Source organism: Endozoicomonas arenosclerae, assembly GCF_001562015.1.
In the GTDB taxonomy this organism is placed as follows: domain Bacteria; phylum Pseudomonadota; class Gammaproteobacteria; order Pseudomonadales; family Endozoicomonadaceae; genus Endozoicomonas_A; species Endozoicomonas_A arenosclerae.
The window spans coordinates 1-14,105 of the sequence record NZ_LASA01000041.1 but is presented as its reverse complement, the minus strand read 5'-3'; the positions used below and the strand labels follow the sequence as shown (position 1 = coordinate 14,105).

At 47.7% G+C, this 14,105-nt stretch carries 13 protein-coding genes; 7 read left to right on the top strand and 6 right to left on the bottom strand.

The features are described 5' to 3' along the window. Nucleotides 1–358: 358 nt before the first annotated feature. Complete coding sequence (locus WG89_RS02990) at nucleotides 359–1,075, top strand: hypothetical protein (RefSeq protein ID WP_062261049.1); 717 nt, start codon at nucleotides 359–361, stop codon at nucleotides 1,073–1,075. 72 nt (nucleotides 1,076–1,147) lie between these two features. Further along, entirely contained in the window at nucleotides 1,148–2,164 is a 1,017-nt protein-coding gene (locus tag WG89_RS02985; RefSeq protein WP_062261046.1) for an extracellular solute-binding protein, read from the top strand. A 317-nt stretch (nucleotides 2,165–2,481) separates the two neighbouring features. Here WG89_RS02985 and WG89_RS02980 read toward each other — a convergent pair whose 3' ends face one another. Beyond that, entirely contained in the window at nucleotides 2,482–3,201 is a 720-nt protein-coding gene (locus WG89_RS02980; protein ID WP_062261043.1) for an ABC transporter ATP-binding protein, read from the bottom strand. A 637-nt stretch (nucleotides 3,202–3,838) separates the two neighbouring features. Between WG89_RS02980 and WG89_RS02970 the strand changes: the two genes are divergently transcribed. Next, nucleotides 3,839–5,014: a hypothetical protein gene (locus tag WG89_RS02970; protein WP_062261035.1), complete on the top strand. Its 1,176-nt coding sequence runs from the start codon at nucleotides 3,839–3,841 to the stop codon at nucleotides 5,012–5,014. Here WG89_RS02970 and livG read toward each other — a convergent pair. The 4 genes from livG to WG89_RS02950 all read right to left on the bottom strand — a co-directional run bounded on the left by livG (nucleotide 4,996) and on the right by WG89_RS02950 (nucleotide 9,448). Then, nucleotides 4,996–5,763 (bottom strand): high-affinity branched-chain amino acid ABC transporter ATP-binding protein LivG, encoded by a 768-nt coding sequence (gene livG / locus WG89_RS02965; protein WP_062261031.1) that lies wholly within the window; start codon nucleotides 5,761–5,763, stop codon nucleotides 4,996–4,998. The genes WG89_RS02970 and livG overlap by 19 nt on opposite strands. A gap of 14 nt (nucleotides 5,764–5,777) precedes the next feature. Beyond that, complete coding sequence (locus WG89_RS02960; RefSeq protein WP_062261028.1) at nucleotides 5,778–7,100, bottom strand: high-affinity branched-chain amino acid ABC transporter permease LivM; 1,323 nt, start codon at nucleotides 7,098–7,100, stop codon at nucleotides 5,778–5,780. Continuing rightward, nucleotides 7,097–8,023 (bottom strand): high-affinity branched-chain amino acid ABC transporter permease LivH, encoded by a 927-nt coding sequence (gene livH / locus WG89_RS02955; protein WP_062261024.1) that lies wholly within the window; start codon nucleotides 8,021–8,023, stop codon nucleotides 7,097–7,099. The genes WG89_RS02960 and livH overlap by 4 nt, the downstream gene beginning before the upstream one ends. 291 nt (nucleotides 8,024–8,314) lie before the next feature. Next, nucleotides 8,315–9,448, bottom strand: a complete 1,134-nt coding sequence (locus WG89_RS02950) for a branched-chain amino acid ABC transporter substrate-binding protein (protein WP_062261052.1) — start codon at nucleotides 9,446–9,448, stop codon at nucleotides 8,315–8,317. A 252-nt stretch (nucleotides 9,449–9,700) separates the two neighbouring features. Here WG89_RS02950 and WG89_RS32675 point away from each other — a divergent pair, with 252 nt between their 5' ends. Continuing rightward, on the top strand, nucleotides 9,701–9,823 hold the full coding sequence (locus WG89_RS32675) for a hypothetical protein (RefSeq protein WP_281177671.1): 123 nt from the start codon (nucleotides 9,701–9,703) through the stop codon (nucleotides 9,821–9,823). A gap of 41 nt (nucleotides 9,824–9,864) precedes the next feature. Here the strand turns inward: WG89_RS32675 and rpiA are convergent, their stop codons facing one another. Then, nucleotides 9,865–10,536 carry a ribose-5-phosphate isomerase RpiA gene (gene rpiA, locus WG89_RS02945; RefSeq protein WP_062261020.1) on the bottom strand — a complete coding sequence of 224 codons (672 nt, stop codon included), beginning with the start codon at nucleotides 10,534–10,536 and terminating at the stop codon, nucleotides 9,865–9,867. A gap of 196 nt (nucleotides 10,537–10,732) precedes the next feature. On the opposite strand from rpiA, the gene ilvA reads away from it, so the two are divergent. From ilvA to WG89_RS02930, 3 genes are all read left to right on the top strand, one after another. Next, a complete protein-coding gene (gene ilvA / locus WG89_RS02940) occupies nucleotides 10,733–12,247 on the top strand; it encodes a threonine ammonia-lyase, biosynthetic (RefSeq protein WP_062261018.1) in 1,515 nt (504 codons plus the stop codon). Between the two features lie 220 nt (nucleotides 12,248–12,467). After that, the gene (locus tag WG89_RS02935) at nucleotides 12,468–13,547 is read left to right on the top strand and encodes an SLC13 family permease (protein ID WP_062261015.1); all 1,080 of its coding nucleotides are present in this window, start codon (nucleotides 12,468–12,470) and stop codon (nucleotides 13,545–13,547) included. Between the two features lie 199 nt (nucleotides 13,548–13,746). After that, the coding region (locus WG89_RS02930) for an IS110 family transposase (protein WP_153301395.1) at nucleotides 13,747–14,105 on the top strand (359 nt) is incomplete at its 3' end.

Genomic DNA, 14,105 nt, shown 5'->3' with positions numbered 1-14,105 from the left:
CTGAGCTGCTCATAGCGACTCTGCACAATGGTGTCCTTGCCTTCACGATACTCATTAACACCAATGACCGTGATAGGCCCGAGAGACAGAACCATGAACCAGACAAAGAGGGTAACTGCTAGCCCGTGCCTGAATTTACTGTCTTTAGATTGCTGTGATTCCTGCATTACCTGGCCGTCCCTGCCACTGAAAATCCCTGTAACCACCGCTCTCTGAGAGTCGAACGGTTTATCCTCTATTGCATCGCCTCTTTAAGAGAAAGTTTTAGAGCCGATAAGCAGGGGAAAGGTACCGGCTGTCCTATGGGCATGACAGAGTTTTGTCGCCCGAACCAGGCTCTCACAAAGGAGGAACAGTAATGCCAACAAAGGGAAGGTTTCCTCCTTTATCAGCTCCCCCTGCTCTAAAAAACCTCAGAGAAAAGCAGCAGAAGATTGAGAAAGAAAAGGCTCCTGACTCTCAATGGTCTGAAGCCAGTCTCTCTGAAACACGCTTGAGATCAGACAGTGGCTACAGCTCGGCAACAGAAGACACGGAGCTTGATAAACGAGACATAGCCCTTACAGAAGTACGAGCAAAATTAATAGAGCCCAGTGAAAGTAGCTACGAGGAAGATAAAAAGCGGTTTGAGAAGTCTATGAAGTCTATTCACAAAGCATTATATGACTGCTATAGGGCGCGCTCTCGCAGCCAGTTAACCTTCTGGATACAACAAGATCGATATCCTGTACGACAATTTCGGGCTTATTACCTGTTAGGGCTCGACAAGTTGAAGCCTGATGATCATGAAAAGCTCCATACCAGGATGACTGAGCTTGAGCAGAACTTGCTGCAACACAGGGACCACCTGCTCAGTAATGCCCTTCAGCTTCGCTACTCCGTTGCTTCAGATCTGTTCAACTACCTTGTGGCAACTCAGGCCTTTCTGGGAAAGACCTCTGAAGCTCTACACACGGTTCAGCAGGGCTATAACTATGAACCCGGCAGTATTATTTTCAGTCTTCAGGATGCCAAATACGATTTAACCATCAGCAATGAGCGAGTGCTTGAAGGCTTTCCCCCTAAACCCTCCTGATCCATCTCTTCAAGAGCAGGTCATCGCGCCGATACTCTGAAAATATACTCACCAGATAACCTCATTATCAGTATGAAGCGACTCAACGCCGGCCTTACAGCTTTGATTCTGTCAGGATTATTGATTTCCAGTCAGAGTATGGCTCACCACGATCTGGTGATATACAGCACTCGAAATGTTGAGCTGATTACCCCTCTCACCGAGAAGTATCAGCAAGCTCGTGGCGTCAAAATCAAACTGGTCGAAGTCGAGGAAGAGCGGCTGATCGAGTCCTTCAAAAGCCCGGAGCAGTCCCGCGAAGCGGATCTGTTCTTTGCCAAAAGCATCCATTCTCTATTTGAAGCCCAGAAAGGCGGGCTGCTCAAAACGGTCCGTTCAGAGGTGTTGAACCATAATATCCCTGAGCACTTGAGGTCTAAAGAGAATATCTGGTTTGGCATCAGTCTCAGGGCCAGAGCTATCGTTTATAAGTCTGACCAGGTAATGCATTCGGAACTGTTCAGCTACGCGGCATTGGCAGGCCCCAACTGGGCAGATCGGCTCTGTATGATTTCCGGAATGAACCCATACAACCAACTACTGATCGCCAGCTTGATACTCAGATACGGTGCTGCGGATACAGAACAGATTCTCAGCGGCTGGGTCAATAATCTTGCCCTTCCACCCATGAAAAGTGACTCAGAAGCCATTAAAGCCATCGAGCAAGGCATTTGCGATGCTGCCATTGTTAATCACTACTATTTTTCCAGAGCCAAGATGGCAAAGCCTGACCTTCAACTAGGGATTTTCTGGCCAAACCAGCGAGGACAAGGGGTACACGTGGGTATTTCCGCCATTGCCATGGCAAAAAGCACCCATGCTGAAAAAGAAGCTATTGCCTTTATGGAATGGTTGTCAGGGAAAGAAGCTCAGTTGCTGATGACTGAGCTGAATAATGAATTCCCGGTTAACCCCAGAGTTCCCCCCAGTGATAATCTTTCGATGTTGGGAGGTTTCAAACAGGATAGTTTGCCTCTGGATGACCTGGTGGGTCTTATGGACAAAGCCCAGGCCATCATCAGGAAAACCGGTTTTTTGGCCGATCAGTGAATGGTTTTAAGTAACCAGACCATAGTTCCAGCCAGACTGTATAAAGAACAGGTTAAAAGGGCAACTTCCCTACGGGACAGTCGATCATTCGAAGCTTCCATAATGCTCACCTCGTACTTCATAATCGCTATTCAGGCATTACTCTTCCAGTGTAGCGATCAGAATCTGCGTCCAATTTGCCAGCTGAACATCAGAAGCTCTGGTGCTTACAGGTGTCCAGCCTGATTCCTTCATCGATGAGTAGAGAGGCATGAATAGATGAACGGTCTGTTCACAGTTCAAGAGAGAAGATTCCCCGGCTTTCGCCAGAAAACCGTTCAGGCACCCAGATAGGCTTTCTGAACCGCATCGTCCGCCAACAATTCAGCACCGCCTCCCTGCAAAACGATGCGCCCATTTTCCAGTACATAACCCCTGTCTGCAAGCTTCAGAGCCTGATTAGCGTTCTGTTCCACCAGAAAAACGGTCACACCTTCCTCTCGAAGACGCTCAATAATCTCAAAAATCTGCTGAATCACGATGGGTGCAAGACCCAGACTGGGCTCATCCAACAATAACAATTCAGGACTGCTCATCAGAGCTCTGGCAATAGCCAGCATCTGCTGTTCACCACCGGACATGGTGCCTCCACGCTGATTCAGCCTTTCTTTCAAGCGAGGAAACAGCTCCAGCACATGTTCATAGTTTTTCTTGAAGGGCTCCCCGTCTACAAAAAAGCCACCCATGGTCAGGTTTTCTTCAACCGTTAAGCGAGAGAAAATTCTTCTGCCCTCTGGCACAACGGCAATCCCGGAACGCATGATCTCTGATGTAGGTTTGCCGGTTAATTCCTGTCCCTTGTATTGAATAGAACCGGATTCAGCTTGAGGATCTCCACAAATAGTCATCAGCAACGAGGATTTACCAGCACCATTGGCGCCAATAAGAGTAACGATTTCTCCGGCTGCAATGTCCACACTGACTGCATCCAGTGCCTGAATCTTGCCGTAATAGGTCGAGATGTTTTGAATACTGAGAAGAGGTTCCGGTGCCGACATACAACTACTGCCCTTTAATTATTCTGATTGTTATATGAGACAAAGAAGATACCAGAAATGAAATAAGATCTCCCACTCTATTCCATTCACAATGTCTTAGAGTAATGCTTCCCCTGCTCACACAATGCAAACTGCAATGCAGACTTCACTGGCCCCAGTTTGGCTTCGCTTTTCGATACCATTGAAAAGGAAAAAAGGAGCAGTGGAATTTCAAAGACATTCTAAACAGTCAAAAGACCATTAAGCAGCCGCTGCATTAAACATAAACTTTCTTTAATTCATGAGCTAACAATGGAAAGCATTGCCCTGCCCAGAATTTTGAGCAGGGCTTTTCAGCTTAAACGATCACAAAATAAGCAAAGTACTTTGTACTGTCCTTCCATTAAAAAAACAGCAGAGCGCACTTTCAAAGAAAGCACACTTCGTAAAACCTTCTATATTTCATCGATCAACAAAAACAAAACAGGTTCTGGCAGTGCATTCATTCTATTTATTTCGTAGACCTTTCTACCTGCTTTTCTTGAGCGTAAGCTCTTTCATATTTGCACACATTTGCCAGGCTGGCGGAAAGGATCACCTCTTCTGCCATCAATGCTATTTGGACTCCTCTAAACGGACTTCAACTGCAGAAACAAAAATGGATCAAGAGCTGGTTGAAAAGCTTATCAAGTTTGAACAAGGAATTAATATCCATGACCTTGAGTCCAGCAAAGTGTCCGCCAAAATTATTGGTGCCGGCTCGACAACCATGGGCTTGAAAATCAGCTCACTACCTGGAAAGCATGTACGTAGGCTACCGGGTTTCTACACTTTTGAGGATGCAAAAAAACACATCGAGCATATTGAAGAATACCGGCAACGCCTTCATGCCCTTGGGATTGCGACAACCGATACTCAACTCGTTGCTCTTGAAGCCAAACGCTACACCTGGGGGGAATGGTATTCAGGGGGACAAGGAATAGTTTATGTGGTCCAGCCCTTTCTGGAAGGAAAAAATCTAGCGAAAAACTACCTTGATGCTGCCAATGAAGAAGAAGTGATGACCTTTTTTGAAAAACAGCTGGATATTGCCAGAACAATAATCAAGTACAACCAGAAACATGAGAAGGATAAAGTAGGCCTTGATGTTGTCTTGAATAACTGGGAGCTTCACTTTACTGAGAATGGCGAATACACCCTTCGTTTTAACGACTTAGCACAACCCGTCTATCTCGTTAACGGAACCCAGGCTTATGACTTTTATGATCAGGCCTCTTCCATAATGCAGCCCTTTACACGTGATACCCAGGCAGAGCTTCAGAAGCAGTTCCAAAAATTAAACGATCCCAGAAAGTTTCTGATGGAAATGTTATGGGGCTATGAAAGCATTAATGAGAGGCTGATTGCCAGCAACGAAAGCTCTTCCTCAACCAGTTTGCGAGCTTCTTTCAATAATGAATCAAACAACAGCCAGAACTGTACCCCTGAAAGTAATCTGACCAGCGACTGTCACTATACTCCCTACCCTTTTTGGGCCATGGAGCAAGTCAACCAGACCCTGCGAGAGCTGGGCCTGGACGAACTTACCGGTGAAGAAGTCCATCTCGCCTTTCGAAACAATAATTATGCCTTGTATTGCTTCAGGCTATACAGAGGGTTAAGTGCCAGAGGCAGAGATGCTTTCAGCTATCTCTGGCTCTCCAACCCTCTGCACATCAAACACCCGGATAGCGTCAAGATCGATATGTACGAGCCTGAAGACTCATTCAGCAACTGGGACTACTACAACTGCTGGAAGAATCCCGAAACTCGATATCACCCTTCTCCCAAATAAGCCTTGATCACCTCAGGGTTATTGCGAATATCCTCTGGCACACCCGAGGCCAGAGGACGCCCCTGATTGATGACATAAATCCGATCAGAGATATCCATGACCAGTTTCATATCATGTTCAATCAGCAAAACCGTAACACCGTGATCCCGTCGCAAATCTGAAATGAGTTTATCCAGTTCAGCGGTTTCATTTGGATTCAAACCGGCTGCAGGTTCATCCAACATCAACAGTTCTGGTTGAGTCACCATACAGCGAGCAATTCCCAACCTGCGTTGCTGACCATAGGCAAGATTACCAGCTTCACGATTAGCAAACTCGGTCAGCCCTACCTTTTCCAGCCAGAACTCCGCTCGCTCCATCGCTTTCTCTTCACTTTTCCGATACCCCGGAGTTTTGAAGAGACCGGCTAACAGCCCTGTTTTCAAATGACGATGCTGGGCAACCAGCAGATTTTCCAGCACCGTCATACCTTTAAACAGACGTACGTTTTGGAAAGTACGAACGACACCGAGCCTGGCTATCTTATAGCCGGGCATTTTCTCAATAGCCTGATTTTTGTATTGTATTGATCCACCCGAGGCACGGTAGAAGCCAGTCAGACAGTTAAATACTGTCGTTTTTCCAGCACCGTTGGGACCAATCATCGAAACAATTTCGCCCGGACGAATTTTTAATGCCATCTGATCCACTGCCAGAAGGCCGCCAAAGCGCATACTCAGATCAGAAACTTCCAGTAAACATTCACTCATTCTGATGCCTCCCTCTATACGCTTTCAGCAACTGATGGGATCTTGACGGAACTCTCCGTCTCGGACTTTTTCGACTTGATCTTGATATGAGGCCGTTTCATAGGCATCAGACCTTCAGGTCGCCATACCATCATGCACACCATCATCAGGCCAAACATCAGCATCCGGTATTCCTGAAACTCACGGGCAAACTCCGGCAGTACGGTCATGATCACAGCAGCCAGAATGACACCTACCTGAGAACCCATGCCACCCAGAACCACAATGGCCAGAATGATGGCTGATTCAATAAAAGTGAACGACTCTGGGCTGATAAACCCCTGACGGGCAGCAAAGAAAGTACCGGCAAACCCCGCAAAAGCGGCACCAATGGTAAATGCAGAAAGTTTGATGGCCGTAGGGTTCAATCCTAATGAGCGACAGGCAATATCGTCTTCACGCAATGCTTCCCATGCTCTTCCTATGGGCATACGCAGTAGGCGATTGATCACAAACAAGGTGGCTATCACCAAAAGCACCGCGAGTATGTACAGGAAAATAACCTTATAGGTGCTGCTGTAATCAATACCAAAGAATTCGTGAAAAGGGACATTCCCCTCTTCTTTAGCTCTACGACCAAACTCAAGACCAAAAAGACTGGGTTTGGGAATCTGACTGATGCCGTTTGGACCGCCTGTTATTGAAGTCCAATTGTTGAGCAGGATTCGAATAATCTCACCAAAACCCAGGGTCACAATGGCCAGATAGTCGCCTCGAAGCCTGAGCACAGGAAAACCAAGAACAAACCCAAAGAAGGCGGCCAGAACACCACCCAGTACCAGACTACTCCAGAAGTCGAGCCCCAGATACTGATTCAATAATGCATAGCTGTAAGCACCCACAGCGTAAAAACCAACGTATCCCAGATCCAGCAGACCCGCCAGACCTACCACAATGTTCAGGCCAAGCCCCAACATCACGTAAATAAGAGCCAGAGTAGCCAGGTCAACAGCCCCCCTGGAAACAAAGAATGGCCAGATCATCAGACCCGCCACAGCAAAACAGATCAGCGTTGTTTTAAATCCCTTTTTATCGGCAATCTGTCTCAAAGGCTCTTTAGGGACAGAAGGCAACTGTTGCTTGATGCCTGACATCCCGCGATCAATGGGCGCGCGAAACAACTGGAAGAAGAAAACAACAACCGCACCTGCTGCAATCCAATACAGAGAAGAGGTTTCAGCCATCGTTACTTTCAGACCAACACCTGAAGGTTCAAGGCGGATACCGAGCATCAGACTGGTTAACACCAGTAATACAACGGTAGACAGTATGGCCGGGGTAAAACGTAAAGACTTCATACTTTCTCAACCTCCGGCTTGCCCAGGATACCGGTGGGTCTGAACAGAAGAATCAGAACCAGAAGACTAAAAGCGACAACATCTTTATATTCCGAGCTGAAGTACCCAGCCGTAAACGCTTCTGTAACCCCGAGGATCAAACCACCTAATACAGCACCTGGAATACTTCCGATTCCACCGAGTACAGCAGCAGTGAAGGCCTTAAGGCCAGCCATAAAGCCGATGTAGGGATTGATAACTCCGTAATACATGCCAAGTAATACACCTGCTACAGCAGCCAGAGCAGCACCAATGACAAACGTGATGGAAATAATCTGGTTAGTATTGATACCCAGCAGCCCGGTCATACCCAGATCTTCAGCGCAGGCCCTGCAGGCTCTGCCCATTTTGGAACGGGAAATAAACAGGGTCAGGGCCGTCATGGAAATGAACGTCACCACAAAAATGATCAACTGCATATACGACACAGTTGCATGAAAGCCGTCTTCAGGGCCAAAGGTCCAGCCACCACTGATCATACTGGGCATGGCTATATCTCTTGATCCCTGGGCCAGCCGGACATAGTTCTGCAGAAAAATGGACATACCAATGGCAGAGATAAGAGCAATCAGTCGATTACTGTTTCTCAAGGGCCGGTAGGCCACCCTCTCCACAGCAAAGCCATAGGTACTGGTGATGATGATACTGATGACAAAAGCGGAAATGAGCATCAGTGAAACACTGTCTATGCCCATCATGGCGAGCGCAGCCAGCACCGCAAAAGCGATATAACTGCCGATCATGTAGATTTCACCATGAGCAAAATTGATCATGCCAATAATGCCATACACCATGGTGTAGCCAATGGCTATCAGGGCATAGGTACTGCCCACGGTCAGGCCATTCAACAGCTGTTGAATGAAGTAAAAAAAAGACTCAGGCATATTTATTATTCTCCGTCGCCTGTCAGTATTCCGTATCAGGCAAGGTACAGCACTTTGTTATTCTTACCGCGTTTTTCCAAACGCTGAGAGTCACAAAAAGAAATCATCTACTCGGCTTACTTCAAATGTATTGTCAGGCAGAAGTATTAAGACCGGTTGACTGAATGCTCAGAACCGGCCTGGAACCTGGCCAAGCAATCTATTCTCGGTCAGGCTCCTTGAGAGCAAGTCATTCCCTTTCGAATGGAAATACCATCAGACAGGGCCCGATGGTATTTATCATTCAGATAACTACTTTGAAGCTACAGATTTGGTGCCATCAGCATGCCACTCGTAAACTACAAAGCTGAAGTCTTTCAGGTCACCTTTACCGTCAAAGGCCAGATTGCCAGTAGGCGTCTTGAAGTTGTTAGAGCGCAAAGCACCCGCTACCTTCTCAGGGCTTTCACTCTTGGTCAGGGTCATACCTTCAGCCATAACCTGAACAGCGGAGTAGGAAGGGAATACAAAAGGACCGGTGGAGTCTTCGCCTTTAGCTTTGAAAGCTGCTACCAGCTTGGCGTTGGCAGGATCCTGATCAAAGCTCTTGGGCAGAGTCACCAGAAGACCTTCAGAAGCAGGACCGGCAATGGCTGAGATGTCTTTGTTACCAACACCTTCTGGCCCCATGAACTTGGCTTTCAGACCTTTTTCAGCACCCTGACGCAGGATCAGGCCCAGCTCCGGATGGTAACCCCCGTAGTAGACAAAGTCCACGTTTTCTTTTTTCAGCTTGGCAATCAGAGCAGAGAAATCTTTATCGCCTGGTGTCACGCCTTCAAAGACAGCCACATCGACTCCGGCTTTCTCAACGGTATTCTTAACGGCAGTAGCAATACCTTCACCGTACTGCTGCTTGTCATGAATGACAGCCATGCGCTTTGGCTTAACACTTTCTACGATGTAGTTACCCGCTGTTGGTCCCTGAAGACTGTCCAGACCGATAGTACGAAATATCAGCTCATAGCCACGACTGGTAATGTCGGGGTTGGTGGATGCGGCAGTGATCATCAGCACACCTTCATCTTCATAGATATCGGAGGCTGGCTGAGTGGAAGAGGAACACAGGTGTCCCACTACAAAACGGATGTCATCATTGACGATTTTGTTGGCCACCGCCACCGCCTGCTTGGGATCACAAGCATCGTCATAGACCACAGCTTCCAGCTGCTTGCCATTCACGCCACCTTGCTTGTTGATCTGCTCAACAGCCATCTTGGCACCAGTGAACTGCATATCACCATACTGGGCTACAGGACCCGTAACCGGGCCTGCCAGGGCAATTTTAATCGTGTCGGCTGCCTGTGCCAGGCCGGAAGCCCCTGCAACGGCTGCGGATACGGCCAGAGCGGCCAGAGCGGCCAGAGCGGCCAGTGTTTTATTCATTTTTCTTATCATGCTGCTGTTCTCTCGAAAAGGACCTAATTCCATTTAATTATTATTTAAATCCTTCTTGCTCTCGAAAAGCTATATTAAGGATTTTTTTCAGTCATAACAGCCCTTTTTCCGCACTTTTTTCTTCGACTTCAGTCTAAACACCGACCAACGTAGTAAGGCTACAGAGCCGATCCAAACCTAAAGTGAAAACATCCAGCAAGGGAAGAGTCAAAAAATAAGTAAGATGTAGGGAGAAGCAGTATGGATATGAAGCAGCACAATACGAAGGATCATGAACTTGAAACAGGTGAGCTGATTTTATTATCGCTTTCTTTAGGCAGTATTCTGGCCGCTCTTCACTTCTTTTTAAGCAGCATTTTCTAACAGACAGGGAAATGGCCGGGCTTATACCCGGCTCACATCATTCAGGGCTTGATTGTCTCCACCCCTTCAGAAGTACCCAAAAGCAATACATCCGCCGGTCTCGCAGCAAATAAACCATTGGTGACCACACCCACGATCTGATTAATTTTTTCTTCCAGACCAATGGCGTCAGTAATTTTCAGATTCCAGACATCCAGAATGATGTTGCCGTTATCCGTCATAACGCCTTCACGGTACGCAGGGTCTCCGCCGAGTTTAACCAGTTCACGGGCTACATGACTGCGAGCCATTGGAATGACTTCGACAGGCAGAGGGAATTCACCCAGTACGTCTACCTTCTTGCTGCCATCCGCAATGCAAATGAACTCTTTAGCCACTGCAGCCACAATCTTTTCACGGGTCAGGGCTGCGCCACCGCCCTTGATCAGATGCAGGTGTTCGTTGGTTTCATCAGCACCATCGATGTAAAAGCGCAGCTCGCTGACACTGTTCAGGTCATAGACAGGAATACCATGCTGTTTCAGACGGTCAGCTGAAGCTTCTGAGCTGGCCACGCAACCGTCAAAGCTGTTTCTATGCTCTGCCAGAGCATCAATAAAGAAATTGGCTGTGGATCCGGTGCCAATACCGATGATCATGTCATCTTCCAGATGAGGGAGAATTCGCTGCAATGCAGCCTCGGCAGTCGCCTTCTTCAGCTCGTCCTGGGTCATGTCTCTACCTTGCGGTCATATACAATGAAGCCGGGGATTATACTCCCTCAGCCTGAGGATCGCTGAACTAATTTTCGGTTCAGGGCGGTTTTATTCCGCCTTTTATCACTCAAGCGCGATAAAAGATTGTTTCTTGCTCTCATGGCTGTTTAGAATCGGTCAAACCAAGAACCGCTATCAAAGAAAGTGAAGTCCCATGCCTCATCAGTACATAAGAAAGATACTCGAAGCCAAAGTCTACGATGTGGCAATTGAGACTCCAATTCATGAGGCTCCCTTTCTCAGCAAGCGTCTGAATAATCAGGTTTTTCTCAAACGTGAAGACCTGCAGCCAGTGTTCTCCTTTAAGATCCGGGGCGCCTACAACAAGATGGCTCAGCTGACCGCAGAGGAAAAAGCACGAGGAGTAACCTGTGCTTCAGCCGGTAACCATGCTCAGGGCGTCGCATTGGCAGCTAAAACCATGGGGATTGAAGCGGTTATCGTGATGCCCAGCACCACCCCGGAGATCAAATACAAAGCCTGTGAAGCCAGAGGGGCTAAAGTCATCCTGCACGGTGACACCTTCGATCAGGCCCTGGCCTTCTCCCTGAAACTGGTTGAAGAGAAAGGTTATACCTTCCTCCACCCTTACGATGATCCATATACCATTGCCGGTCAGGGCACCATTGGAATGGAAATCCTGCGTCAGCATTCCGGCCAGCTTGATGCAATCTTTGTTCCTGTGGGTGGAGGCGGCCTGGCAGCGGGCATTGCCACCTATATCAAATACCTGCGTCCTGACATTAAAGTCATCGGTGTTGAGTATGAAGAGTCCGCCTGCCTGAAAGCCGCACTGGAAGCCGATGAGCGAGTCACTCTTCCCCATGTGGGTATTTTTGCCGACGGCATAGCCGTAGCGCAGATTGGTGAAGAAACTTTCAAGCTTTGCCGGGAATACATTGATGAAGTGATTACTGTAAGTTCCGACGAAATTTGCGCTTCCATCAAGGATATCTTTGATGACACCCGTTCGGTCTGTGAACCAGCCGGTGCAGTAGGACTGGCTGGCTTGAAAAAATACGTCAATGAAACGGGTGCCAGTAATCAGAAACTGATGGCCATAGCCAGTGGAGCTAACATCAACTTTGACCGGCTCCGTTATGTTTCTGAGCGTGCTGAGTTGGGTGAAAAGCGCGAAGCCATCATCGCGGTCACCATCCCCGAGCAGCCCGGCAGCTTCAAACGGTTCTGTGAAACGCTAGGCAAGCGGAACATCACTGAATTCAACTACCGCTTCCACGATCCAAAAAACGCTCGAATCTTTGTGGGTGTTCAGGTGCATCCGGATCAGATGCCCATCGATAACCTGATTAACGAATTGAAAGACAAAGGTTATCCGGTAGAGAACCTCACTGAAAATGAAATGGCCAAGCTACATGTTCGCCACATGGTAGGTGGACACAGTAAAGCCGTTCAGGATGAAGTGGTTTACCGTTTTGAATTCCCGGAACGCCCGGGTGCACTGCTGAACTTTCTGAATAAACTGGGTGCACGCTGGAACATCAGCATGTTCCACTACCGGAATCACGGAGCAGCATACGGCCGCGTTGCAGTCGGCCTGGAAGTACCAGAACAGGAAAGAGAGCACATTGCCGGATTCCTGGATGAACTGGGCTATCACTACTGTGAAGAAACCGATAACAAGGCTTACCAGGCGTTTTTGGGATAGTCACTCATGTAGCTTCAGGTTATCTGCCTGAAGCTACTATCCTCCGGTTTAAAAACGGTTTCACACCTCCAACAGCTTTAAATCTCTCGGCTGAATTCAGAGCCCCCCCAATCTTTCCGCACAAGATTATTGATCTATTGCAATGCAACTACCGCCCACATGATTAACATATTAATCCGAGTATTAGTTTGCTCAATCCCCACAGCAATAGAAAAACATCATGTCTCGATATAACAAGCTGGCCATCATAGCCAGCATCTACATTATCCTTCTCGTACTTCCTGTTTCCGCTATACCTATTGAAGGCATCACTGTCGCAGGACAGCGAGTTCTGGCTCTCTTTATTCTTGCGACATTGCTTTGGGTTACTGAACTGGTGCCAGCCTTCTCCACGTCTCTTATGATTCTGGGTCTTCTTGCCGTCACTGTATCAGACAGCACCCCATTCATATTGAGAGACTCACTGCCTCCAGAAACCCTGCTCAGTTACAAAGAGATCATGGCCAGCCTTGCTGCTCCTGTGATCGTGCTTTTTATGGGCGGATTCTTTATCGCTATTGCAGCCACCAAGTATAAGCTTGATATCAACATGGCCCGAGTGCTGCTAAAGCCCATTGGCAGCAATTATGCCAATGTTATGCTGGGCTTGATGGCCATCACAGCCACTTTCTCAATGTTTATGAGTAACACGGCTACTACAGCCATGATGCTGGCATTACTGGCCCCCCTGCTGCAGAACGTTAATAAACAGGACCCTGGAATCAAAGCCATGGTGATGGCTATTCCTATCGCAGCCAATCTGGGCGGTATAGGTACTCCCATTGGAACACCACCCAATGCGATTGCTTTCAGATACCTTACGGGTGAATACAGCATGAGTTTTGGTGACTGGATGATGTTTGCCGTCCCTGTCGCCTGTGTACTGATCCTGATCAGCTGGTATTTATTGAGGAAGATCTACCCTACGAGCATCGAAGCTATAAACTTGGAGATACACTCAGCTTTTGAGCAGTCCGCAAAAGCCAAAGTCGTTTATATCACTACAGCCTTGACCATACTGCTCTGGATTACTTCAAGCCTGCACGGCATAAACTCATACACTGTCGCCTTATTGCCTGTCATTGTTTTCTCACTGACAGGGATTATTGATACAAAGGATATCAAGCAAATTAACTGGGATGTTCTATGGCTCATTGCCGGTGGTATAGCGCTGGGTTACGCCCTGGAACAGAGTGGGCCGGCCAGAGCTATCGTCAACATGATTCCCTTCGACACGCTTGTATGTTTAACCTGTCTCTAATTATTTGTATAAAGTTAGAGGCGGGGGTGAGGGGCATCGACTGCTTACTGCCTTTCGGACAGACTGACTGAGAAATCCCCACCCACAAGCATGAGCGACGATTAGGAGCACTCCTACCTTACGGTAGACAATTTTTGCAAGCTAACGCCAGCTTGTGGTCACCCCCCCCCCGTATGAAGATTAGATCTAGGTGACCGTTATGGAAACAATACTTAACTTCATTGGTATTGATGTGTCTTCGCAATGGTTAGACATTTGTAGTCAGGATGGTTCTTTCAAACGTATTGCTAATTCACCCACAGAGATCACGGAGTGGGTTCTCTCTCTGCCCCAGTCAACAGCCCTGGCTATGGAAGCAACGGGCTGTTACCACCAGCTACTGGCCTCTATTGCGTTCGAAAGAGTCCACGAAGTCTATGTGCTCAACCCCAGAGATGTACATTACTACGCCAAAGGTATTGGGCGCCGTCAAAAAAATGATAAAACAGATGCTGAAATCATACGGCGCTATTTGTGCAATGAATATGAGCACCTCAGACCCTGGGAGCCTGCTACAAG